Origin of the sequence: Pseudoalteromonas umbrosa, assembly GCF_030125375.1 — a bacterium.
In the GTDB taxonomy this organism is placed as follows: Bacteria; Pseudomonadota; Gammaproteobacteria; order Enterobacterales; family Alteromonadaceae; genus Pseudoalteromonas; species Pseudoalteromonas umbrosa.
This window is the reverse complement of the sequence record NZ_JASJUU010000002.1, coordinates 618,072-642,787: the sequence shown is the minus strand read 5'-3', so window position 1 is coordinate 642,787 and position 24,716 is coordinate 618,072. Positions and strand designations below refer to the sequence as shown.

Sequence of the window (24,716 nt, the reverse complement as noted above, 5' to 3'; positions counted from 1 at the left end):
CACCGCCCTTTCACGGCGGTAACAGGGGTTCGAATCCCCTAGGGGACGCCACTTACTTCAAGTAAGTAAAAAGCTCGTATGGTGAGAGTCTAAATAACCAGTCCTAGTGACACAAAATTGTGTCCCCTTCGTCTAGAGGCCTAGGACACCGCCCTTTCACGGCGGTAACAGGGGTTCGAATCCCCTAGGGGACGCCACTTACTTCAAGTAAGTAAAAGCTCGTATGGTGAGAGTTTAAATAGCCAGTCCTAGTGACACAAAATTGTGTCCCCTTCGTCTAGAGGCCTAGGACACCGCCCTTTCACGGCGGTAACAGGGGTTCGAATCCCCTAGGGGACGCCACTTTCTATGTTATCTTTAAGCTATTCTTGCTAATTTTACTCCCTTTGCTAACTTTAAATTTATTATTGCAGTGCGCAATTGACTCTCGTGCTTAATGACTTTGATTGGTATTGTGTGTTTCCTTTCTTTTGTGTTCAATTAAGGTTTGGTTGATGAATAAGTTTAAACTTTCAATTATCTCCATAAGCTTGATTTAGAACAATTTTTAGTCATTTTTGTCATGCTCGCATTAGCGTAATCACTTACTATTGCTTTTTAATTTAGAGTGAGTTGCTATGACTAAAGGAAGATCAACGGTAACCAACCGCGAATACGACTATCCCAGTTCTTATAATTTGCTATCTACAACCAACACCAAAGGGCAAATTAAATATGCTAATCGTCAGTTTTGTGAAGTTGCAGGGTTTGAACTACATGAGCTAGAAGGCAAGCCACACAATATTGTGCGCCACCCAAGTATGCCAAAACCCGCATTTCAAAACATGTGGAACTATATTGAGTCTGGCAAGCCTTGGATGGGCATGGTAAAAAACCGCTGTAAAAATGGAGATCATTACTGGGTTAATGCCTATGTGACGCCGATTACCAATAATAGCGGTCAAACTGTTGAATACCAATCGGTCAGAACAAAACCAGATCGTGAAGTGGTTAATCGGGCAGAAAAAATATATCAAAAACTTAATGATGGCGCAGCGGTAGAGAGCTTTACGAGAGCTTCTATGTCGTTGTCTGCGCAGATGATGTTGATCATAGGTGTATTTTACATACTAAGTATGGTTTTTGCGTCGTTACCATCTCCGTGGTCCTATATTTTAGAAACCATTCTAGTTGTTGTTGCTTTGGTTTTGACCTATCAACGTTTATCCCCAGTAAGGGAGTTAAGTCAAAAAGCACGAAAGGTCTACGACAATCCTCTTATGCAAAAGATTTATATTAATAAGGTTAATGATATTGCAGCGATCGAGCTGGCGTTACTAGCCAGAGAATCAGAATTACGCGCAGTACTTGGTAGAGTAAAAGATGCCAGTGATACGGTGCGAGGTCATGCTAAAGAAACCGTTGATGAATGTGATAAAAGTGCGCAACTGTTAAATAATCAACAAGCCCAGACGGGATCGCTTGCCACTGCTATCAATCAAATGACGGCGACGATCCAAGAAATTGCATCCAATACCAATAATGCCGCATCGCAGTCAGAAGCTGCGCTCAAATCTGTGAAAGAAGGAAGTTTGGCGGTTAATGAAAATATGGAAAATAACTACACCTTGTCAGAGGAGCTGACACAAACCCAATCCGATATCGAAGATCTTAATGCGCAAACGGTTAATATTGGCGGTGTTGTGGATGTGATCCGTGGGATTTCTGAGCAAACAAATTTGTTGGCGTTAAATGCGGCTATTGAAGCTGCACGCGCAGGAGAGCAGGGCAGAGGCTTTGCTGTTGTTGCTGATGAAGTCAGGGCGCTGGCACAGCGCACTCAAGATTCGACCAAAGAAATTGATGATATTGTTGCTAATTTACGACAACGTGCAGAGCGAGCAGTGCAAGCAATACAAAATGGGGTTGAAAAGTCAGGCCAATGTGTAGAAAAAGCAGAGGGCACAAAAGCCTCTTTAGACAGCATCAATTCAATCGTAAACGATATCTCCAGCTTGAATTATCAAATCGCAACTTCAACGGAGGAAATGTCGGGAGTCAGTAACGAGCTCAATAATAATGCGGTGACGATTTCTCAATTGGCGACTGATTCACTGCAAAGTTCCGATAGGTCGCTAGAAACCATGGCAAACACTCAAAAAGCCTTAGCTGATCAAAAATCATTAGTGGACCAGTTTATCGCCAAATTCCAAAATTAATCGTGACTTATATGGCGTGTGATAGCGCGCCATTATCTGCACTTTTTATCAGGCTGCCCAAATAAACTAGCCAGTTTATTCAATTTATTTATCTCTATTTTTCTTAAAATTTCTAATAGCTGTTATTAAGCAGATATGTTTGTTGAGTTTAGAGAGGTATATTATGAATAGAGCACTAAAACTGGCCTATAAACGGGAAATATTGACGGCGCAAACTTTGTATCAGCAAGGCGATTTTATTGCTTGCTTTAAGTCTCTTGAAAGAGCACATATTCTTGGTCAGCAGTCTGTAGTCAGACATACCAAAAGCCATTGGTGGATGTTAAAGGTAGGAGTTAAACTGGCGGATAAAAAAGAAGTACTGGGGCAAATATTAAGAGTGTTTGCTGCAATCATTTTCTCACGCATTTGGGTGCCTAAAGGCAATACAGGTGGTGCCAATGTCAGTGCATTTAAATCTATGCCAATACCTGAGGAGTTTAAAGCGTTATTAAATGAGTAAAGTAAAGCCTTAATTAGAGTCAGTGAAACAGACCCAGACAATAACGACAACAAGAGTGAATAGAATTTGCAACAGACCATCAGGATAAAGCCTGGCTATATATTGTTTCGCGGATCTTGCATCGATGCGGGTGAACACCAGCATATCGCTATGCAAGTTGTTTGGCCAGATAGAGACAGCACTTGTACTCTAGCCGGTTTGACATTTAATAATGCAGTGATCATTGACTCGAATACGCCACATAACTTGAAAATGGACAGTGGTTGGGTGTTGTTGGTCGAGCCACATAGCGTATTAGGTGAGTGCTTAAAGGTGCAATTAAGTGGTCAGCCCCTGAAAGTGCTCAGTGCTTCGACAAGCCTAGCACCACCCCAATCTAAAAGTGGCGCGAGCACTGTTTTTTTCAAAGCACTCTCTGAGTTAATACAGGGAGCGCAGATGTTCGATAACCAGCTAAATACAATTACAGATCCTCGGATTAGTCGTTTGTTGTCTGAGCTGAATTCGTGCTTTGGTGGGCAGTGTATTAAGCCTTTGCAATGGCGTGCAAAAGAGGTTGCACAAAAATATCATTTATCAGAAAGCCGGTTTTTACATCTTTTCTCCGAACAAGTAGGGATTGCTTGGCGGCCTTATTTATTATGGAGAAGAATGTTATGTGCTTTACTGATATTGCAAAAAGGCACAAGTGCAACCGAAGCTGCCTTTAGTGCAGGTTTTTCTGACAGCGCCCACCTTAGTCGTACTTTTAAAAATACATTTGGCATGACAATTAGACAGGCTATCAGTTTATTTAAGGAACAGGAGTAATAAGTTAAACCCCATAATACATCTCTTAGCACTTAAAATGTTCCGCTCAGGTGAAAACTTATCTTAAATACCACAGTAAAATTTATCGATAACTAAGCACAGTTATTAAACGATTAAAAAATATAGATATAATCAAAATCAATAACAAATGGTCATTTTTTGTAACATTTCAAAGGTATCTATAACGTTGAGCTTATGCCAATTTATCCAACACTGTGAAGTATGAAATTTAACCGCTTTGGCTGTGTATGATTATCAGCCTGAACGGTTATGAAAGCATGTACATGAATACAAAAGGAGGCGTAATGCTTATAGTGCATATTGTGGCCGGTTCATTTTTACTGCTGTTTGGTATTGGCGCTTTGAGCTTTGCAAAAGGTAAGCTCAGGCACAGATGGTCAGGCAACCTATTTTTCCTTGCTATGTTAATAATGACAGGAACAGCTGCTTTTTTTAATGGCGGTGCAACCATGTCGCTGATGACATTTTATTATGGCATGACCGCTTGGGTGATTGTACTTAGAAAAGAGCAATCAACCGGTATTTTTGAAATATTGGCTATGTGCTTAATATTTTATGTCAGCATATCATTATTCTATTTTGTATATACCGCAGCTGATTTGGATCCGACCTTCAAAGTTATTTTCACCATTCATGCCTCTGTGGCCTTGTTAGCTGCAGGTATGGATCTGAGGATGATCCTAAACGGTGGCCTTTCGGGTAAGCATCGTATCGCTAGGCACACTTGGCGGTCGTGTTTTGCTATGTTAGGGGCTGTGATGTCGTTTTCAGCAAATACATCAGATAGATGGCCTAATTTTATTGACAGTAATGCGTTAATTTATCTGATGATAGGCGTACTTTTTTACTGGGTAATTAGAGTGCTATTCACGGGTTGGTCAAAACGGTTAAACAACATTATTGGTGACAACTTACTCCTCAAGTGGTTGCCAGTATTTAAGCGAGATATTAAAGGGTAATAACACTAATTTACATGAAGTGTGATGGGCGGGAGTACCCATCACAGGCTAAAATCGGTAATTAAATATGTGTGAGGCTTTGAATTGTAATGACGTTTATGATTATTTAAGCCGCTTCAGATTACATCGGTTTATGAGGTCAATTGTTGTTTACGGTATTGCCCTGGAGTGCAACCTGTAAACTCTTTAAACGCACGGCTAAATGGAGCCGCAGACGCAAAGCCACTTTCAATACCAACGACAAGCACTGGCCAATCGCGTTTATCTGGGGCGCTTAATATTGTTTTGGCGTACTCGATACGCATTTGGTTCACATAGTGATTAAAGTTCTTCGCATCGAAGCTCGAGAGCATAATAGCGCGAATGCGATACTCGGGAAGATCTAGTTCACGAGCAATATCGGCAACACGTAAATTTGCCTCCAAAAAGCGTTGTTCTTCAACCAGCAGGTGTTGAATTTTCTGAGCGAGTAGGTGCTCACTTTGGATGGAGTCCTCATTTTTATTGTTCTGTTGCATAAACTGTTGTTGACGAAATCGTATCAACCAATGTGTGCTAATAAAGATTAACGTATATGCGAATACAACCAGCCATTCTCGTCCTTCGCCCATCGCTAACTCTTTGGGCAGAGCGACAGCAATTAACATAACACTAGTGATGCTCACCAAGAATGAAGACAGGTAGATCATCGTGATTTTACGCTGAGTCACATTTGCGCTTTGCAATACCCGATAGCCTTCCCAAAACGCGAGAACGAGCATACCTGATGATAATATAGTAATTGCTTCGGATAACACGGTTATCGAAGTTGATAGCCAATCGGTTTGGAGCTGCCATATTTTTTCTGTAAATCGGAATAGGTGCCTTAATATCAGGCATATTCCTAGTACCCCAGCAAACAAGAGGTGATGATGATTAATGGAATTGGTTTTTCGAAAAAATGCACGTGAAAAAAGCCAGTAACCACTGCAGGTAGCAAACCCGAATATCCCTATAAGGTGATGATAAGGGGTAAAGTAAGTGCTTGTTAGTTGATAGGCAAGATACATCGACGAGGAAGCACAAAACCCTGCAAAAGCCAAATGTAAAATGTGCTTGTGTCGAAGGCGATAATGATTGAAAGCTAATGCCAGACTTAGCAAGACAGTAAGTGACTGCGCGATTTTTAGCGGATCCAATTTTGATTTCCTCCCACTTTTATACCGATTCTACATTAATCTTGTTCTTTTTCGATAATCTTCTGATTTATCCGCTTTTATTAGTGTCGATTTTAAAATTCGATGCGCTTTAAAGCTTTCGTATTGGCAGTATTGACGTGAAATTTAGAAGACAAGGTATAGTTATGAAAAATAATTCTGTCATTGATAACCAAAGTGTTTGTGAAAAAAACAAGCCAGCTAACGAGTACAAATCTATACAAAGCGCTGCACCAGTGGTCGCATTGTGGAAAACATGGGGGCTTAGACTTATATTTGCTGCAATGGTGATTGTTCTGGGCTCTAAGCAATTAAACTATATCTTAGAGGGGGCTTTTGAATGGGAGCGCTGGAGAGGTCTTGGGCATTCAATGCTGTTCGCACTGGCTTTGTTTGCAATAGGCGGTGTTTTTCGTCCTTTAACGTTTTTACCTATTATGCTCTATGAAATCGTTTGGAAACTGGTTTGGCTGATAGTCGTTGCATTGCCTCCATTTCTGGCAGGTCAAGATGTGCCAAACATTGTAAACGCAACAGCATCGATAATTGGCATTGCTGTATTAATGGTTCTTATTCCTTGGCGATATGTTTGGTGGGCGTATTTTACTCAGCCGATTGAACCATGGAGACGAAAGAAAACTGATGGGAATAAATAAACTGTAATCTTGATGAAGGCTGCTAGCCATGAATTGCTAGCAGCATAACATCATAAATAAATGGTCGTATTAAATATAAAAGTAGCTAAAACAGAAGCTTACTTTTATTGAATAGCCAAAGTTGCGTCAAACAATAGTCTTCCATTGCTGGCTTGAACTTTAAATTGCCAATTTATACGTCTGTTTTTTCTTTAAATTCGCACAAATCTTCAATAATACAGCTGCCGCATTTTGGCTTTCGAGCAGTACATACGTAGCGACCATGCAAAATAAGCCAATGGTGCACATCTACTTTAAACTCTTTGGGCACGACTTTTTCTAATTTCTCTTCTACCGCGACGACATCTTTACCCATAGCAAATTTCGTGCGGTTAGAGACTCTAAAAATATGCGTATCGACTGCAATGGTCGGCCAACCAAACGCGCAATTAAGTACAACGTTTGCGGTTTTACGACCAACCCCAGGTAAGGCCTCTAAGGCTTTACGGTCTTGAGGTACTTCTGAGCCATGTTTTTCGATTAAAATTTGGCATAGTTTAAATACATTGTTGGCTTTTGAATTATATAAGCCAATGGTTTTTATGTATTCCTTTAAACCTTCAACGCCGAGTTCAACAATCGCTTCTGGCGTATTGGCGACGGGGAATAACTTGCGGGTTGCTTTGTTGACGCCCACATCTGTCGCCTGTGCTGACAAGGTGACTGCAACCAATAATTCAAACGGGGTAGTGTACTCCAAGTCGGACTCAGGGTTTGGATTGTCTTCTCGCAGTCGAGTTAAAATCTCTAAACGTTTTGCTTTATTCATGACGGTTTTTAAGTAGTTAGCTAAGAGGGGCTAAGTGTGATTGCATCTTATTTGTCCCTGCAATCACACCTAGGGTTTACGCAGACTAAGTGACGGCTTAGGCTGCGTTTAATTGCATTAAGTTAGGCTAGTAACCCTTGCTCTTTCTGTTTTTTCAGCTGGTGCTGCTGGCTGAGCTTGTGCTTTTTGGCGCTCATCAAAGTAGTTTTTAGCTGCAATGATAAGGCCCAGACCTAAGAAAGCGCCAGGAGGTAAAATGGCAACTAGGAACTGGCTATCAAAGTTCAGTACTTCAATTCGCAATGCCGTGGCCCAGTCTCCAAGTAATAGCTCCGCGCCATCAAATAAAGTACCTTGCCCGATAAGTTCACGCATTGCGCCTAAGATGACCAACACGGCAGCAAAGCCAAGACCCATCATCACGCCATCCCATGCAGACAGTATAGGGGTGTTTTTTGAAGCATAAGCTTCTGCGCGACCAATAATGGCGCAATTGGTCACAATTAAGGGAATGAAGATCCCTAGAGATTGATAGAGCCCAAATGTATATGCATTCATCAGCAATTGAATGATGGTCACAAACGCGGCAATGATCATCACAAATACTGGGATACGAATATCTTTGGGCACCCAGTTTCTGACGATAGAAACGGTGACGTTAGAGCCAACTAATACGAGCAAGGTCGCGATCCCAAGACCTAAGGCATTGGTAACGGTGCTGGTGACAGCAAGCAGGGGACATAAACCAAGCAGCTGTACCAAGGCAGCATTGTTTTTCCAAAGTCCCTCATGGGCTAGTGTTTTGTACTCGCTCATAGCTGCTCCTCTTGGCAAACATTGCTTTGTGCAAATAGGCTGTCAAAGTTTTGATGGGCAAACCAAGTGGCCGCATTCACTGAGTGGACAACTGCTCTAGGTGTGATAGTTGCCCCAGTAAATTGATCGAACACACCTCCTTCTTTTTTCACATTAAAACGCTGGTCTTCTGCTGATTGTGCTGTCATACCTGCAAAAGAGAGTACCCAGTCTGACTTTTTAACTTCAACTTTATCACCCAAACCTGGGGTTTCTTTATGCTGAGTAATGCGCACGCCAGCGATTTCTGCATTGGCGTATACTGCGGTTAACATGTCGATATTACCACTATAACCTTCAGGGGTAATATGCTGCACTAATAAAGCGACAGGCTGACCATTTTGCTTAGCTCGATAGATTCTATGTGGTCCATTAGGGCCAAGCTCAGGTGCATCACTTTCGATGCAATCTAAATACAGCTCATTGTTGTATTTGTCAGCGGGCAGTACCTGCGTCAATGTACGCATTAGGTGTTTCTTTTCTTGCGCTTCGATACGCGGCGCTGTGAGCTGCTGCACGAGCGCAACGCTACCTGTTGTGGCAAGGGCAAAGGCGGTAAGGATCGCGCCATTTTTTTTCATTGATGCGAGGATCATTTCTTTGCTCCATGTCCATAAGTACGTGGCTGGGTGTAGTGATCTATCAAAGGCACTGCCATATTGAGTAGCAGCACAGAAAATGCCACGGCATCAGGGTAACCACCAAATTGTCGGATCAGATAGACAAGCAAGCCAATAAGCGCACCGTAGATAAGTCTGCCTTTATTTGTGGTTGATGCTGAGACAGGATCTGTTGCGATGAAAAATGCCCCGATCATGGTTGCACCACTCAATAAATGGAATGCAATACCAGCTTGTCCACCTAAAAGATAACCAAATAAGCTACAAACAGCCAAAGATGCGATCATGGCGACTGGAATATGCCAGTTTATGACCTTTGCTTTAAGCAAATAAAGTCCACCGAGGAGGTAAGCTAAATTTACCCATTGCCAGCCCTCACCAGCAAATCGAGTAAATGCGCTATTATCCATAGCTTCTTGCACCGTAAGGCTCTGTCCCATAGCTGTTTTGACGTGATCCAAAGGCGTCGCACCAGTCGCGCCATCAATAACTTGTCTGGCTTGCTCTAGTGATAAGCCTGAATAAGTTGCTTCTGTAAAAATTAATGTAATTTGATCAAATAGTGTGATGGGCGCATTCAATAGTGATTGAATGGGTAACCATGCAGTCATTTGTACAGGAAATGAAATGAGTAGCAGGACGTATGCTGCCATAGCAGGATTAAACAGGTTAAAACCAAGCCCACCATAAAGCTGTTTTACAATCACAATCGCAAAACATGCACCAATCACGACCACCCACCATGGTGCTAAAGGAGGTACACTGACGGCGATTAAAACGCCTGTGAGCCATGCGCTTCCATCACTGAGCGTTGGCCAAATTGGACGACCTCGCAGTTTCAGCATGGCAGCTTCTGCAAGACTCACCGTCGTGAGTGCCAGTGCCAGTTGAATAAATACGCCGATACCAAAAAAATAGCTTTGCACCAAGATCCCAGGTACACAGGCTAACATCACGCAAATCATGAGTTTGTTAACCGATTTAAGGCTGTGGTTATGGGGCGATGAAGCCATGGTTAATTTCATGACAGATCATTTCCTTCTTGTTCTTGGGCTTTCTTTTTAGCTTTGGCACGCTCAACGGCGGCACGTATGGCGGCTTTGCGCTTGTCTTCTGGACTGAGTGCTTCAGTCTGTGTGTCTGAATCTGAAGACACATCCTCTTCCGTTTTGTCATCAACGATAGGCTTTTCCTTTTGCTCAGCTTCTTTAGCGGCTTTTTTCGCTTTAGCACGGGCTATTGCAGCAGCTACAGCAGCTTTGCGGGGATCTTCCGGCTCGTTTTCAACGATTGGTTCTTTCACTTGCTCAGCTTCTTTGGCTGCTTTTTTCGCTTTAGCACGGGCTATTGCAGCAGCAACAGCAGCTTTGCGAGGATCTTCAGGCTCGTTTTCAGCGACTGGTTCTTCCACGTGCTCAGCTTCTTTGGCTGCTTTTTTCGCTTTAGCACGGGCGATGGCGGCAGCGACAGCAGCTTTGCGCGGATCTTCCGGCTCGTTTTCAGAGATTGGCTCTTCCACTTGCTCAGCTTCTTTGGCTGCTTTTTTCGCTTTAGCACGGGCGATGGCGGCAGCGACAGCAGCTTTGCGCGGATCTTCCGGCTCGTCTTCAGAGATTGGCTCTTCCACTTGCTCAGCTTCTTTGGCTGCTTTTTTCGCTTTAGCACGGGCTATTGCAGCAGCAACAGCAGCTTTACGCGGATCTTCCGGTTCGTCTTTAACGACGGCTTCTGTTGCTGGTTTATCACCCTTAGCTGCTTTTTTCGCTTTGGCACGCGCTATTGCAGCTGCCACAGCTGCTTTTCTCGGGTCATCCGCTTTCACGTCATCTGAACCACTTACGCTGTTTTGCTCAGGAGCTTGCTCTGCCTTTTTTGCTTTAGCTCGGGCAATCGCAGCAGCGACAGCAGCTTTACGTGGATCATCTTCTGATCCTTGTTTTGGCTCGTCACCCGACTTTTTCGCTTTGGCGCGGGCAATGGCTGCGGCGACGGCTGCTTTGCGTGGATCTTGCTCTTGCGACTCTATGCTGTCAGCTGCTTGAGCTGCTTTTTTCGCCTTAGCACGCGCAATGGCAGCAGCAACGGCATCTTTTGGTGCACTACTTGTATTTGAGCCAGCTTTTTCTTCTTTGTACTTTCTAGCTTGCTCTTTTCTCTTTGCTCGCTCTAACGCTACAGCACTGTTATCAGGCTCAAGTGCTGAGGTATCGCCTTCAGCTTTTTTCGCTTTCGCACGTTCAATAGCGGCCTGTACAGCTGACTGTTCGGGGCGTTTTTGCTTAACTCGCTCAAGTGCCTCAGACACCTTAGCTTTATCTTTGGCTGGCGCACTGCGAGCAGGTCGCTTATGGCGGTTTTGTCGTTCTTCTTGTTCTCTTTCAAGGCGAGCTTTACGAGCTTCAAAGCGCTCTTTAGCACGTTCAGCTTTTACTTTTTCAAGTTTTTGTTCGCGGATCTCCGCTTTAGCAACACGATAATATTGCACTAACGGGATTTCACTTGGGCAAACATAAGAACAGGCACCGCACTCAATACAGTCAAATAAATTATACTCTTCGAGCTTGTCGTATTCTTGGCCTTTAGCAAACCATTGCAGCTGTTGCGGCAGTAAGGTTTGTGGACAGGCATCAGCACAGGCACTGCAACGAATACAAGCTTGTTCTTGCCCAGCGACCGCGAGCTCTTGATTGTCTGGCGCTAAGATGCAGTTGGTCGTTTTGACGACAGGGATCCTTACTGTTGGCAGTGTGAAGCCCATCATTGGACCGCCCATGATCACACGCTGGTCTTCAACAGGGGTAAATCCTTGGCTATAAATGAGGTGCTTGACTTCAGTGCCGAGTAAAGCCCACACGTTTTGTGGCTTGTGTATTGTATTACCGGTTACTGTGACTACTCGTTCTATCAGAGGCTTGCCTTCATAAACGGCTTCACTGACAGCAAACAGTGTCCCTACATTTTGCACTAAGACACCAACATCTGCTGGGATCCCGCCGCTGGGTACTTCTTTTGAGGTCAGCACTTTGATCAGTTGCTTTTCACCACCCGAAGGGTATTTAGTTGGAATTGATCGAACTAATATCTTGCTATTATGCTTGGCGGCTTGTTGCATCGCAGCAAATGCTTCTGGTTTATTGTCTTCTATGCCAACCAGCGCGTATTGCGGTGATAAAATAGACATCATCACTTCCATACCGCGGATAATATCTTTGGCATGCTCTCTCATAAGCATGTCGTCAGCAGTGATATAAGGTTCACATTCAACACCATTGACGACTAAATATTCAATGGTTTTTGCGCTATCTGCTTTTACATAGGTGGGGAAGCCCGCACCGCCCATACCTGCAATGCCGGCATGATGAATAATGTCAATGAGTGCTTTGTTATCTAAGCCATCAAGGGATTCGCGAGTCTCTAATTCGCACCAAGTATCATCGCCATCTGGTGTTAAGACGATGCTTAATTCTGGCATCGCAGATGGATGCGCTGAAGGCATTGGCTTGATATCGGTAATAGTGCCTGAAGTCGGGGCATGAATTGGCAGCGACCAGTTTGTACCAGGTTGCGTTAATACTTGTCCTTTTAAAACATGATCGCCTTTATTCACAAGGAGCTGGCCATTTGCGCCAATATGTTGTTTTAATGGTAAGACTAAATACTCTGGCAGGGGAAGTGAGCCAATAGCAGCCTGATTTGACAAAGACTTTTGCTCAGGTGGGTGAATACCACCAGGAAATTGCCACAGTTTGCCGCTTTCAATTTGTTCAAGTAATGTTTCCACTTAAACCTCTCAATCTAATTGTTTCACTGGAATAGCATCAATTTGCCACTTCCAAGATTGTTTTGTTTCAGCGACTGGGATCATATCTATACAGTCAACAGGGCAGGGCTCTACACATAGGTCACAGCCAGTACATTCATCTGCAATGACAGTGTGCATTTGACGTGTCGCGCCGACAATAGCATCGACAGGGCATGCTTGGATACATTTAGTACAACCAATACATTCATCCTCTCGGATATAGGCCACTTTTTTGATTGGTTCAGCTTCTTCGCCACCGGCAAGAGGCTTTGCTTCAACGCCCATCAGATCTGCAAGCTTTTTCACCGTGGCTTCGCCACCAGGGGGACACTTATTTACTTCATCACCATTGGCGATGGCTTCAGCATACGGGCGGCAACCAGGGTAGCCACATTGACCACATTGTGTTTGCGGAAGAATAGCATCCACTTGATCAACAATAGGATTACTTTCAACACGGTATTTAATGGCTGCGTAGCCTAAGATCAAACCGAATACGAGTGCAAGGGCACCGATCGCTATCAGAGCATACAGTAATGTCATATTACAACTTCACCAATCCAGAAAAACCCATAAATGCAAGCGACATTAGGCCTGCGGTGATCATGGCAATAGAGGCGCCTTTGAATGGGGTAGGGACGTCAGCTACCGCTAAGCGCTCTCTTAGCGCAGCAAATAATACTAACACCATGGAAAAGCCCACTGCAGCACCAAAACCATATACGGCTGAGCTGATGAAAGTGTGCTCTTTGGTGATATTTAATAATGCGACACCGAGTACGGCACAGTTAGTGGTAATCAGTGGTAAGAAAATACCAAGAAGACGATATAAAGTTGGGCTGGTTTTTCTTACAACCATCTCGGTAAACTGCACAACGACAGCAATAACGAGTATAAAACTCATAGTACGCAGGAAGGTCAGCTCTAATGGTAATAAAATATACTGATTAACCAAATAACTGGTGACAGAAGCGAGTGTTAAAACAAATGTGGTTGCCAGTGACATTCCGATAGCAGTTTCAAGTTTACTTGAAACTCCCATAAACGGACAAAGCCCGAGGAATTGCACTAACACAAAGTTGTTTACCAGCACTGTGCCGATAAGCAACAACATATACTCTGTCATTCATGCCCCTTAACTATCTATCTTCGTTTCGCAACGTGTCATAAGACTGGAAATTCTAACAATTTTCCACGCTGAGATCACAACATTTAGTAGACTTTATTTGCATTGAAATCAAAAATTGGTAGGGAATGTTGACAATTATAGGAGGGATATAAAACCCCTCCAAAATACAGGGGTTTAGACTTCTTTTGGCTTTTCTATGTAGTAGCCTTGTACTCCATCTAAACAAAGTGTTTCGACGATGTGCTTTTCTTCTTGGCTTTCAACACCTTCGGCAAATACACTGACGCCGATACGGTGTGCTAAATCAACCATTAAGCGCATAAAGTACTGGTTATTTTTATCTTCTTCTAAGCCGCGTGTGTAACTTGCATCCATTTTGATGAAGTCGGGCTTTAGATCTCTAAAGAATTTAAATGAGGTTAAACCCACACCAAAGCGTTCCACGGTAATACGGGCGCCGACACGGTGAACCATATCAATAAATCGCTTGCTGGCTTTAATATTTTGCTGCAAGCCAAACTCACTGACTTCGAATATCAGTTTAGAGGCAAGGTTGCCGTCTTTTAACAAGCGCCTTTCAAGCCAAATAACAAATTGGTCGCTATGCGCGCTAGATGCTGTGACATTTATACCAAAAAACTTCTCATTGAAGTTTCTGGTTTTAATTAGCTCCAGTGAGCTGTCGATAATAAGCTGGTCAATTTCAATTGCCATTTCCAGTTTTTCAGCCATTGCCAAGAACGAAGCTGTTGGCAACATTTGGTTATCTTCGGTTTTAAAGCGAGACTGGATTTCGGCATATGCTTTGACATTCTTACCAATTGGCATAATGTTTTGCATCATCAAGTTTACGCGGCGGCTGTCAATAACTTCTCGAATAACACGACGCCAGTTCTGGTTACCAAACCCAGCACCAACGTTATTGACGATGTCACTTTCTCGCTGTAAGTGCCAAGCATTAGCTTGCTTGCTTTGAGCCATGCTCATTGCGTTATCAACGACAGATAATAGCTCACCTAATGGCTTGCCAGACTCGTAAGAAACAATACCTGCATTGGCAACGGATGACAGTTCTTGATTTTGCTGATATTGGGTAAATCTTGCTTGCAGCGTCTCACCGAATTGCTCTGCCTCTTTTGAGGGGACATTGGGCAAGATGACCGCAAAGTCTGAGCTATTTAACCTAAATACTTGGCTGCCTGTGTACGTACCACTGACGTGTTTTACGATATCAGAGACGGCACGAATATACTCATCGCCTTTTTGATAACCACGTGTTTGGTTGATCATCTGTAATTCACTACAGCGGATCATGGCAAGTGTTCCAAAACTCTTATTATTTGCTTGTTCAATTTGGTGTTCGTAATATTCGACAAACATATTACGGTTACCAAGGCCCGTAACAACGTCTTTGTATGCTTCTTGTTTGATAGAGTGTGCAGCTGATTTGATGTCTTCTTGCTTACTTTTTAAAAAGTGCGCTAAGCGATTAAATGAAGGGGCTAGTTCTGCACCTAACTCAGTCACTTTACCTGTATTAAAGTCTTCTTCAATACTCTCTGTAACTTGGTTTTGAGTAATATATACATCTACAGCATTAGCGACGGTCATGCTGACATTGCGATTGAGCTTCTTATATATTGCTTGCATATAAAAAATAGGGATAAACGCAACTAAGCCAGAGATTAATAGCATGAGCAGTAAAGATTGCTGTAATAAAGAAGCTTGGCTTTGTGCATTAATCACAAACTCTATTTTAATGTCTTTGGTTTTATTAACGGCAAACTGCGGACGGATAGAATTAAAACTATCGGCAATAACATCTGCTAAAAAGGGGAGTTGGGTAGGTGTGCCCAATTGGAGTACGGCTTGGCCAGAAAAGTCTCTTACTATAAAAGTAGAAAACACGTTGCCGTTGCTGAGTGACAAACGTATATGATCCGGATTCATATCATTGACGGTTTTTTCTTGAATGTAGTTACTAACCATTTGCTGTGCACTTACCTGCGCACGACTCACAGCACTATCAAAGCTAGAAGCAACAAAAAAGATGCCTGCCGCAGAAAAAAGTAACCAAGATACAAATTGTAAAAAAATGAGTTTTTTAAAGCCTGCCATTATTTATCTTCTGCCTGAAAATGGAAGAAATACCCTTTAGCATTAGTACATGAATATAATGCTGCCAATCACAAATATGGAATACTAGGAAATACAAATACAGAAAATCGCTTGATGCATTTTCATTATGGTAAGTAGTCCTAATTATATAGCAAAAATTCACCATTGAAGGTGCTTGTAGAGTAGAGCATTGGTAGGAGAAAGTCTAATATATTCTGAGAATTGGCTCCCCCTCCCCGACTCGAACGGGGGACCTGCGGATTAACAGTCCGTCGCTCTAACCAACTGAGCTAAGGGGGAGCAATATAAAGAATAAGAGTAGTTGGCTCCCCCTCCCCGACTCGAACGGGGGACCTGCGGATTAACAGTCCGTCGCTCTAACCAACTGAGCTAAGGGGGAACTACACTTTATAACGATTTGGCTCCCCCTCCCCGACTCGAACGGGGGACCTGCGGATTAACAGTCCGTCGCTCTAACCAACTGAGCTAAGGGGGAATCGTTATATGTTTAGAAACTTGGCTCCCCCTCCCCGACTCGAACGGGGGACCTGCGGATTAACAGTCCGTCGCTCTAACCAACTGAGCTAAGGGGGAAGCATGTCTCTCAACGGGGCGAAATATTAATGACGACACGGCTAAGTGTCAACAATAAAAATCACAGTTATGCAAAAAAACTGTCTTTTCGCTGGATTAATCAACAATTAAGCTTTTTTTTAATCATCTATACCTCAAAAAACAGCTAGAAACGAAGCGGCATGCTTTAGATTCTTCTCATTAAAAGGATCTTTATCACATAAATTAAAAACTTTTTTGTTTAGTACGAGTGACATTGACGACTTTATAACGATAGATATTCGGTGTTTTTATGGCTTATGACTCAAAAATAAGCGAAAGGGCTGTTTTTTGCACTTTTTATGAGATCAGAATTTATGATTGTTAAGATCTTTTATGCGATCCTAATCGTAGGTTAGTTTGCAGTTCTTTTACAGTCGATTTGGTAACTATTTTACTCAAATATTAACTTGAAACTGCATAGGTTAGTTAGGTGTCTTGTTTTATTTTATAAAAAACAGTTATTTGCGTGATTTTTGGCTAGGGTTGAAAAAGTTGCATCTTTATTAAATTAGGCTAGTAGGCAGATAAAAAACACATTTCAAGCTCTAGATCATCGAGCTTAATTGAAATGATCATATAGAGAAAATAAATGGAGCGATAAGATCCCTGTCTAGGCCTTTATTTTTAAAGGCTCTACAAACTTATCCACGGAATCTGTGGATAACATTGTTTATTAATCTTTAAGAACTCTACGAAAGCTAAGTAAACCGCGGCATTAGCGCGAAGCAATAGTTTTTTTATCTTTTTTAAAGTTTATATATATCAATGGTATAGGTGTTTGTGTGGGTTTTGCATATCGATGTGAGTAATTTGACAGATATATTTCAATATTGATTAGCATATGTGCAAAAAGTGAGCCGAAGAATTATAAGAATTGAAATAAAATTGACATTTTTTGTGCAGAACGGAAATTAGCAAAGAATCAGGTAAAAAAAGCTACTTTTATAATATCAAGCCATAACGCACTTCTATCGTATTACTGACAATAATAGCGTGGCATCATCTAGAATGATGATTTAGAATGATGGGCTGTTAAAAGAGGTATCATATTTTATGTCCGCAGTACGTCAATCTAGTTCTAATAGTGATATTTTGCATGGATCAATTCCAGCGACTCTGAAGCGTATGACTGTGCCAATGATATTTGGCATGATCATGTTAATGAGCTTCAATTTGGTTGATACATTCTTTATCAGTTTATTGGGGACTGAGCCGCTCGCTGCGGTCAGTTTCACTTTTCCTGTTACCTTCACCATCATTAGTTTAGCGATTGGCTTGGGCATAGGCACATCAGCGGTGATCGCAAAAGCTTTAGGCAGTAAAGAAATAGAAGAAGCTAAATTCGATGCTTTTATTTCCTTGATACTGGCCGCGGTATTGGTCGCGCTACTTGCTGCATTGGGCTATGTATTCATAGATCCCATATTTATGTTACTTGGTGCAGATGATACAACGCTTCCTTATATACATGATTATATGAATGTATGGTTTTTGGGGGCGGTATTTTTAATTACGCCTATGATAGGCAACTCGGTGTTGCGTGCATCTGGAGATACAAAAACACCGAGTATGATAATGGGCTTAGGTGGCTTAATTAATGCTGTTTTAGACCCGATCCTTATTTTTGGCTGGGGGCCGGTGCCAGAGCTTGGTGTGCAAGGTGCCGCTATCGCTTCAGTGATTGCTTGGGCAGTTGGTGTTGTGGTTATTATATATTTATTGGCAATAAAGAAGCGCCTTTTAAGCTGTTCAAGCGCTAAACAGAGTAGTTGGGAAGCGGTGTCTAAAATTATGAAGATTGGCTTGCCTGCTGCGGGCGCGAATATGCTTACCCCAATTGCAATGGCTGTGATGACTGCGATTGTCGCAACGTATGGTGCGCAGGCTGTGGCTGCATTCGGGGTTGGCAGTCGAATTGAGTCAATTGCATGTTTGGTCATTTTAGCACTATCAATGACATTACCTCCTTTTGTCAGCCAAAACTATGGCGCAGGCAATTTCTCCCGAGTTAAAGAAGCGTATACTAAAACTTTAAAGTTTGTTCTTATGTGGCAGTTTGGTATTTATTTATTACTTATCCTAACCGCACATTGGGTGAGTCAAGCATTTGGTAATGAGCCTGAAGTTATTGGGATCATTAAGCTATTCATTTATACGCTACCTTTAAGTTATGGCTTACAAGGCATTATCATTTTAACCAATTCTTCGTTTAATGCGCTGCATAAACCAATGAATGCGCTGATCTTAAGTATCGTGCGTTTATTTGTTTTTTATATTCCTTGTGCTTATATAGGTTCTCATATTGCAGGTCTCAGTGGTTTATTTGTTGGGGCAGCAATTGGTAACCTATTTACTGCTATTTCAGCGTATATCTGGTTTAGTAAAACACTTAATGGCATGCAACAAGAAGGTATTGAGGTGCACTCTTAATGAATGAGTCTTTTGATTTAGTATCTGAATTTTCTCCAAATGGAGACCAACCAACAGCCATTGCTCAGCTTTGTGATGGGCTGGAAGCTGGTCTTGCCCATCAAACTTTGCTTGGCGCGACGGGTACAGGTAAAACGTTTACGATGGCCAATATTATTCACCAGCTGAATCGCCCGACTATTATTATGGCCCACAATAAGACACTTGCGGCACAATTATATGGTGAAATGAAAGAGTTCTTTCCCCATAACGCTGTTGAGTATTTTGTTTCTTACTATGATTACTATCAGCCTGAAGCGTATGTTGTCGCCAGTGATACATTTATTGAAAAAGATGCTTCAATTAATGACCATATCGAACAAATGCGTCTATCTGCTACCAAAGCGCTACTAGAGAGAAGAGACACGATCATTGTTGCATCTGTGTCAGCGATATATGGTTTGGGCGATCCTGACTCGTATATGAAGATGATGCTGTTATTAAAGGTAGGTGAGACGATAGAGCAAAGAGCCATGCTCAGACGCCTTGCCGAGTTACAGTACACTCGCAACGATATGGATTTTTCACGTGGTACTTATCGGGTCCGCGGTGAAGTCATTGATATATTTCCAGCTGAATCTGAGACTCAAGCTGTTCGTGTAGAAATGTTCGATGATGAAATTGAGCGGATAAGCTTGTTTGACCCTTTGACAGGCGCAGTTGACAAGCATTTAGTAAGAGCGACCATTTACCCTAAAACGCACTATGTTACGCCTAGAGAAAAAATACTAGATGCCATAGAGAAGATCAAAGTGGAGCTTAAAGAGCGCCGCGCATATTTGATGGACACAAATAAATTAGTGGAAGAGCAGCGTGTTGCACAGCGCACTCAATATGATATTGAAATGATGCAAGAGCTTGGCTTTTGCTCAGGAATTGAGAATTATAGCCGATACCTGTCAGGTCGTGCACCAGGCGAGCCGCCTCCGACATTGCTAGATTATTTGCCTGATGATGCCTTGATGATCATTGATGAATCTCATGTAACTGTCTCTCAAATAGGTGCTATGTATAAAGGTGATAGAAGCCGAAAAGAAAATTTAGTTGAGTATGGCTTTAGATTGCCTTCAGCAATGGATAACCGTCCATTAAAGTTTGAAGAGTTTGAGTCTATCGCGCCGCAAACTATTTATGTTTCAGCAACACCTGGTGACTATGAACTCGAACGTTCAAGTGGAGAAGTTGCAGAACAGGTGATCCGACCTACAGGTCTGCTAGACCCTATTTTGGAAGTGCGCCCTGTAACCACACAGGTAGATGATTTACTCTCAGAAATCTATCAAAGGGTTGCTCTTAAAGAGCGCGTATTGGTTACAACATTGACTAAACGCATGGCGGAAGACCTCACCGATTATTTAAATGATCACGATGTGAAAGTACGCTATTTACACTCAGATATTGATACGGTAGAGCGGATGGAGATCATTCGAGATCTGAGAAAAGGGGTTTTTGACGTGCTGGTCGGGATTAATTTATTAAGGGAAGGCCTCGATATGCCTGAGGTTTCTCTGGTGGCGATATTAGATGCGGATAAAGAAGGCTTTCTGCGCTCGACGCGTTCATTGATCCAGACTATTGGCCGCGCGGCACGTCACTTAAATGGTAAAGCCATATTGTATGGGGATAAAGTGACGCGTTCGATGCGTGCTGCCATTGATGAAACAGAGCGCCGACGTGAAAAGCAGCAAGCTTATAACGAAAAGCATGGCATTACCCCGCAAGCGCTAAACAAAAAAATCACCGATGTTATGGACTTGGGTGAAGAAGTCGCAGACTCTGATACTACAACGGATACAAGCCAAGGTAGCAAAGCTGCAACTGTCTCTGTTGCTGGCAAGTCAACGGCGCAATTGACTGAGCAGATCGCCCAGCTTGAGAATCAGATGATGACACACGCTCGTGAACTAGAGTTTGAGAAGGCGGCAAAGGTGCGAGATCAAATTCAATTGTTACAGCAGCAGCTATTAAATACTTAGTCGCTGTAGGGCAGTTTATAAAGCAGTGTGAGGTTTTCTTACTGCTTTTTCCCCTTTCACTAATAAACATTAGATGCTAAGTTGGCGAAAAACAGTTAAATTATCTAGTGTAAAAGATGAGCTAGGCACAGTATCACTAATGTTTCGATGAGTGTTTAGCGATTTTATTCTTTGAAATGTTATTTGAGAGAGTCGCTCTATACCGTGTTGTTTGCTCGCAAAGTTAATTTACTGCTGATCATTTTATTGTGGATACCACTTTGTCATGCAAATGCAGAGTTGGTACAAACATCCTTATCGCAACTTTCCGCATCATTAGAGAAAAATCCAAAACAGACCCTAAATAAAGTTGAAGAGCTAAATCAATTATTCTTGCATCCACAGCCCAGTTCTCGATTTTGGTTTGAACTCAAGGTTATAGAAGCAAAAGCAAAAACAAAACTAGGTTATTTTGACCAAGCTAAGCAGCACTTATACCAGCTAGAGTCGTATTTGCCTGTTATGGGGGGATTTCGGGATGCGCCAGCGCAAATAAAGTTATTACAAGCGCAACTAGCTTTGAAACTAAATGATATTAGTGCGGGCTTATTGCTATTGGAGCAAGCTCGTGACCTGGTGCCAAAAGAGCATGTGGCACTGCGCAGTGATATTTTACATTCCTTGGCTTGGGCATTGCGTTACCAAGCTAAATACAGTGAAGCAGAGCAAGTGATTAAAGATGCCATTTCTTTAGTAGCGCCAATAGAAGATAAAGCGCGTTTAGCAACGTACTATAACCAGCTCGGTGTGATTTATGATTATATGGGAAGCTTACAGTTGGCGCTTCGCTTTCATGAAAGATCCCTCAATATTCAAAGGCAGTTACAAAATCAGCAGGGAATTTCTAATTCGCTTTATAACATAGGCGAAATTTATCGAGATTTAGAAAAGTACCCTCAGGCATTACAGCACTTTAAGCAGGCTTTAGAGGTTGATAAGGCGCTCGGAGATCCTATCCATATTGCCAACAGCCATGGAAAATTGAGCCAAGTACATTTGCAGTTAGGAGAAATCCCACAAGCATTATCACATAGCCAAGAAGGTATTGAACTGGCGCGTGCAAGCGGTGCTAACAGTGATCTAGCATGGCAGTTGAGTATATTGGCAAATATTTATGTTACTCAAGGAGCATTAACGCAAGCTTTAGTCACTGCAAAAGAAGCGTTAACCTTGGCGATAGAAGCGAAGGCGAAGCGCACAGAGCATACTGTTAGAATCGTGATAATTGAAATTTGGCTAGCACAATCTCAATATGAATCGGCTTTGTCTGAAATTGAGTGGGTACTGGAGTTACCTGACATTGGTACCTCTTATCGCGCAACACTATATCGCTATCAGGCGCAAGCTTTACAAGCTTTAGGTCAATATAAATATGCGGTGCAAAGCCTTGAGTCTTTTATTGAATCTCGAACTCAGTTATATCATGACTTAGATAAACAACAGGCACTAACCATGCAGCAAAATGTGGAGTTTATTCGTCAAGAGCAAGCACTTAAACTCATTCAAAATGAGCAAGCACTTGCACAGGCTACATTGGAGAATTTAAAGCTGCAACGTGGTATGGGGGCTTCTCTATTATTGTGTTTTATGGCGATAGGTATTTATATATACAAGCGACAAAAGCAAAAGCAACAGTTTGTTGAGCTAGAAGCAGATATGATGGCGCAATCTTTGACCCAGAAGAATCGCTTATTAGCTGATGTATCTCATGAATTGCGTACGCCTTTAGCGGCGCTTAAGCTGACAGTAGAGGCGATGCAGCATAATATTGAACCAGATCCGGTCAAAGGCTTTGTCAAAATACAGAAGAAGATTAGTCACTTAGATAATTTAATAAAAGATATTTATCAATCTGCGCAATTTGACAATGATGCCATGGTGTTAGATAAGCAGCCTGTTGATGTCAGTATTTTATTACAAGAAATCGTCGAAGAATTTCAGCCCATGTATGCCACCAAGCAGCAATCTCTGGTTTTTTCAGAAGAAGTGGACAGTACGCTTTTTGAACTGGACGCAGCTAGAATTCGACAAGTGATATTTAACTTACTGCGAAATAGTCACTTTTACACCAGCGCTGATGGTCAAACTCGTGTGACGTTAAAAATGAATAAAAAAGGACTCACCATTTCTACTGAAGATTCATTTCCAGGTGTGGCGAGTGAAGATTTAGAAAAAATCTTTGAACGTTTATATCGCTGCGAGGGGTCTCGCAGCCGAGATCATGGTGGGTCAGGTTTGGGTTTGGCGATCTGTCAGCAGATCGCCCAAGCACATGGAGGTTCAATTAGTGCTGCGCATAGTGCTTTAGGTGGCGTCGCAATCACACTTCAAATACCTCACCAACCACAAGATTAAAAGCGGTAGCTGATACCTAAGCCTAAACTTGAGACATCGAGATCTCCCATATCTAGGTATTGATAGCTCACATTCATTGCCATGCCATTTTGCCAATCATATTGCCAGCCTAGCTCAGCAACAAAGCCTACGCCATCTTCTTCTACCAGTGTTGCTTTGCCACGATTTATTTCATAATCGTAGAAATTCGCACCTAACTTACCATATAAAGAGTTTTGCTCAGTCAGCTGATATTGGCCTTTTGCGGCAACAATTAGATTGCCATAGTCAATGTCATTGGCACCGAGTCCAAATAAAGTTTTATTCAGTTGGGTACAGGTGAACTTTCTATTTTGAGTATCAGTACATTCCCAATCATCAGAATCACTGCCGCCATTTAAACCGACTTCTAATGCCCATGTTGGGTCAAATTGGTAGTTGTAGTAAACATATAGCTGGCCAACGCCGTCACCATCTTGGCTTGAGCTTTTATAAGATGCTGAACCACCAGAGAGTTGTGCACCAACCCTATGTTGTTCATTGGTGGTGTTTGCTAGTGACGAAAATGACGCAGTTGCAGCAAGGACTAGTGAGAGTAGAGATAAAGTTTTCATTACGCATATTCCATTTGGTTAACTTGTGACTCAGTTTAGGGGCAAGCCTTGTGAGAGTCTGTGCCGCCGTTGTCAAAAAGTGTAAGGCTTAGTGAGAATGTGCGTGAGATAACATCTAGTACTGAAACTGGTGTTGAAATTGTTGGCATACTTGTTCAAGTTGAACTTCAGAGATCACCGCATTCGTACCAGTATGTTTGACTAATGCAATTTCTATATTTGGCAATAAAGGGAGTCTTGGGTCATGTAATACAGCTAGATCGTTACGACTCAGACTAGCCATAGCACTGATTGCGAGGTCGTGTTTGACTAACCCACGCAATGTACTGGCACTGCCCGAACACGCGATGATATGAAAAGCCCTATTTTGTTTCATTAAGCCCTCTGTGGCAGCTTGGTGAAATCGGCATTCTTTTTGGAATACAGCAAGGGGCAAGCTGGACTGTTCTAATAATTGAGTTTGCTCTGCACCGATCCAAACCCCTTTGTCCTGACAAAGCAAAAAGCCTTGTTCAGAATCTGCACTACGGGTAATGATGGCAATATCAATAAGCCCTTTATCTAGTTGTGACTGCAGATTTGGGCTTGATGCACAGGTTACGTGTAATTCTAAATGCGCGATATGCTGATGTAACAACTTAATCAAAACAGGCAAGACTGATTCAGCATAATCATCAGGACATCCCAGATGCAGAAGCTTTTTTGGTGTCGCGGAACGCAAATTAGTCAGGGCACTTTGCTGTAACTGGATTATTTTTTTTGCGTATCCAGCGAGTGCGACGCCTTCAGCTGTTAAATGTAAATTACGTCCTTTTTTGATAAATAACGTTTGCCCTACATCTTGCTGGAGCCTTTTCATTTGCATGCTGATCGCAGATTGGGTTCTATGCATTTGTATGGCTGTTCTACTAAAACTGCCTGTTTCTACAAAGGCGAGAAAACTTTTTAATGCGTCTATATCCATCTATCAATTATTCTGATGTGTTGTATTTAAA

The 24,716-nt window shown here is 42.3% G+C and carries 19 protein-coding genes and 6 tRNA genes; 10 read left to right on the top strand and 15 right to left on the bottom strand.

Annotation, left to right across the window (positions count from 1 at the left end):
• Nucleotides 1-121 precede the first annotated feature (121 nt).
• The 6 genes from QNM16_RS10205 to QNM16_RS10180 all read left to right on the top strand — a co-directional run bounded on the left by QNM16_RS10205 (nucleotide 122) and on the right by QNM16_RS10180 (nucleotide 4,490).
• Nucleotides 122-197: transfer RNA gene (locus QNM16_RS10205), tRNA-Glu, on the top strand.
• Between the two features lie 69 nt (nucleotides 198-266).
• Nucleotides 267-342, top strand: a tRNA-Glu gene (locus tag QNM16_RS10200).
• Nucleotides 343-617: 275 nt separating this feature from the next.
• Nucleotides 618-2,198 carry a methyl-accepting chemotaxis protein gene (locus tag QNM16_RS10195; protein WP_284020363.1) on the top strand — a complete coding sequence of 527 codons (1,581 nt, stop codon included), beginning with the start codon at nucleotides 618-620 and terminating at the stop codon, nucleotides 2,196-2,198.
• Nucleotides 2,199-2,361: 163 nt separating this feature from the next.
• Nucleotides 2,362-2,700: a DUF3703 domain-containing protein gene (locus tag QNM16_RS10190; protein WP_284020362.1), complete on the top strand. Its 339-nt coding sequence runs from the start codon at nucleotides 2,362-2,364 to the stop codon at nucleotides 2,698-2,700.
• Between the two features lie 66 nt (nucleotides 2,701-2,766).
• Nucleotides 2,767-3,510, top strand: a complete 744-nt coding sequence (locus QNM16_RS10185; RefSeq protein ID WP_284020361.1) for a helix-turn-helix transcriptional regulator — start codon at nucleotides 2,767-2,769, stop codon at nucleotides 3,508-3,510.
• Nucleotides 3,511-3,815: 305 nt separating this feature from the next.
• Nucleotides 3,816-4,490, top strand: coding sequence for a hypothetical protein (locus QNM16_RS10180; protein WP_284020360.1), 675 nt, complete (start codon nucleotides 3,816-3,818; stop codon nucleotides 4,488-4,490).
• A gap of 131 nt (nucleotides 4,491-4,621) precedes the next feature.
• On the opposite strand, the gene QNM16_RS10175 is transcribed toward QNM16_RS10180, so the two are convergent.
• Nucleotides 4,622-5,668, bottom strand: coding sequence for a helix-turn-helix domain-containing protein (locus QNM16_RS10175; protein ID WP_284020359.1), 1,047 nt, complete (start codon nucleotides 5,666-5,668; stop codon nucleotides 4,622-4,624).
• A gap of 164 nt (nucleotides 5,669-5,832) precedes the next feature.
• On the opposite strand from QNM16_RS10175, the gene QNM16_RS10170 reads away from it, so the two are divergent.
• Nucleotides 5,833-6,342, top strand: a complete 510-nt coding sequence (locus tag QNM16_RS10170) for a hypothetical protein (RefSeq protein WP_284020358.1) — start codon at nucleotides 5,833-5,835, stop codon at nucleotides 6,340-6,342.
• Between the two features lie 172 nt (nucleotides 6,343-6,514).
• Here QNM16_RS10170 and nth read toward each other — a convergent pair whose 3' ends face one another.
• The 12 genes from nth to QNM16_RS10110 form a co-directional block, all read right to left on the bottom strand.
• The gene (gene nth / locus QNM16_RS10165) at nucleotides 6,515-7,150 is read right to left on the bottom strand and encodes an endonuclease III (RefSeq protein ID WP_284020357.1); all 636 of its coding nucleotides are present in this window, start codon (nucleotides 7,148-7,150) and stop codon (nucleotides 6,515-6,517) included.
• 117 nt (nucleotides 7,151-7,267) lie between these two features.
• Complete coding sequence (locus QNM16_RS10160) at nucleotides 7,268-7,966, bottom strand: electron transport complex subunit E (protein ID WP_284020356.1); 699 nt, start codon at nucleotides 7,964-7,966, stop codon at nucleotides 7,268-7,270.
• The gene (rsxG, locus tag QNM16_RS10155) at nucleotides 7,963-8,601 is read right to left on the bottom strand and encodes an electron transport complex subunit RsxG (RefSeq protein ID WP_284020355.1); all 639 of its coding nucleotides are present in this window, start codon (nucleotides 8,599-8,601) and stop codon (nucleotides 7,963-7,965) included. Before rsxG ends, QNM16_RS10160 begins: the two co-directional genes overlap by 4 nt.
• Entirely contained in the window at nucleotides 8,598-9,650 is a 1,053-nt protein-coding gene (rsxD, locus tag QNM16_RS10150) for an electron transport complex subunit RsxD (protein WP_284020354.1), read from the bottom strand. Before rsxD ends, rsxG begins: the two co-directional genes overlap by 4 nt.
• Nucleotides 9,647-12,406, bottom strand: coding sequence for an electron transport complex subunit RsxC (rsxC, locus tag QNM16_RS10145; RefSeq protein ID WP_284020353.1), 2,760 nt, complete (start codon nucleotides 12,404-12,406; stop codon nucleotides 9,647-9,649). The genes rsxD and rsxC overlap by 4 nt, the downstream gene beginning before the upstream one ends.
• Nucleotides 12,407-12,415: 9 nt before the next feature.
• Nucleotides 12,416-12,970 carry an electron transport complex subunit RsxB gene (gene rsxB, locus QNM16_RS10140; RefSeq protein ID WP_039608429.1) on the bottom strand — a complete coding sequence of 185 codons (555 nt, stop codon included), beginning with the start codon at nucleotides 12,968-12,970 and terminating at the stop codon, nucleotides 12,416-12,418.
• A gap of 1 nt (nucleotide 12,971) precedes the next feature.
• Nucleotides 12,972-13,553 carry an electron transport complex subunit RsxA gene (rsxA, locus tag QNM16_RS10135; RefSeq protein ID WP_039608430.1) on the bottom strand — a complete coding sequence of 194 codons (582 nt, stop codon included), beginning with the start codon at nucleotides 13,551-13,553 and terminating at the stop codon, nucleotides 12,972-12,974.
• A gap of 177 nt (nucleotides 13,554-13,730) precedes the next feature.
• The gene (locus QNM16_RS10130; protein WP_284020352.1) at nucleotides 13,731-15,674 is read right to left on the bottom strand and encodes an EAL domain-containing protein; all 1,944 of its coding nucleotides are present in this window, start codon (nucleotides 15,672-15,674) and stop codon (nucleotides 13,731-13,733) included.
• Between the two features lie 223 nt (nucleotides 15,675-15,897).
• Nucleotides 15,898-15,974: transfer RNA gene (locus QNM16_RS10125), tRNA-Asn, on the bottom strand.
• Between the two features lie 23 nt (nucleotides 15,975-15,997).
• Nucleotides 15,998-16,074, bottom strand: a tRNA-Asn gene (locus tag QNM16_RS10120).
• 19 nt (nucleotides 16,075-16,093) lie between these two features.
• Nucleotides 16,094-16,170 (bottom strand) — tRNA-Asn (locus tag QNM16_RS10115).
• Nucleotides 16,171-16,191: 21 nt separating this feature from the next.
• Nucleotides 16,192-16,268 (bottom strand) — tRNA-Asn (locus QNM16_RS10110).
• Between the two features lie 1,074 nt (nucleotides 16,269-17,342).
• Between QNM16_RS10110 and QNM16_RS10105 the strand changes: the two genes are divergently transcribed.
• The 3 genes from QNM16_RS10105 (at nucleotide 17,343) to QNM16_RS10095 (ending at nucleotide 23,128) form a co-directional block, all read left to right on the top strand.
• A complete protein-coding gene (locus QNM16_RS10105) occupies nucleotides 17,343-18,719 on the top strand; it encodes an MATE family efflux transporter (RefSeq protein ID WP_284020351.1) in 1,377 nt (458 codons plus the stop codon).
• Entirely contained in the window at nucleotides 18,719-20,734 is a 2,016-nt protein-coding gene (gene uvrB / locus QNM16_RS10100) for an excinuclease ABC subunit UvrB (protein ID WP_284020350.1), read from the top strand. The genes QNM16_RS10105 and uvrB overlap by 1 nt, the downstream gene beginning before the upstream one ends.
• A gap of 183 nt (nucleotides 20,735-20,917) precedes the next feature.
• A complete protein-coding gene (locus QNM16_RS10095) occupies nucleotides 20,918-23,128 on the top strand; it encodes a tetratricopeptide repeat protein (protein WP_284020349.1) in 2,211 nt (736 codons plus the stop codon).
• Here the strand turns inward: QNM16_RS10095 and QNM16_RS10090 are convergent.
• Nucleotides 23,125-23,721, bottom strand: a complete 597-nt coding sequence (locus tag QNM16_RS10090; protein ID WP_284020348.1) for a porin family protein — start codon at nucleotides 23,719-23,721, stop codon at nucleotides 23,125-23,127. The genes QNM16_RS10095 and QNM16_RS10090 overlap by 4 nt on opposite strands.
• 115 nt (nucleotides 23,722-23,836) lie before the next feature.
• A complete protein-coding gene (locus tag QNM16_RS10085; RefSeq protein WP_284020347.1) occupies nucleotides 23,837-24,685 on the bottom strand; it encodes a LysR family transcriptional regulator in 849 nt (282 codons plus the stop codon).
• Nucleotides 24,686-24,716: the final 31 nt, after the last annotated feature.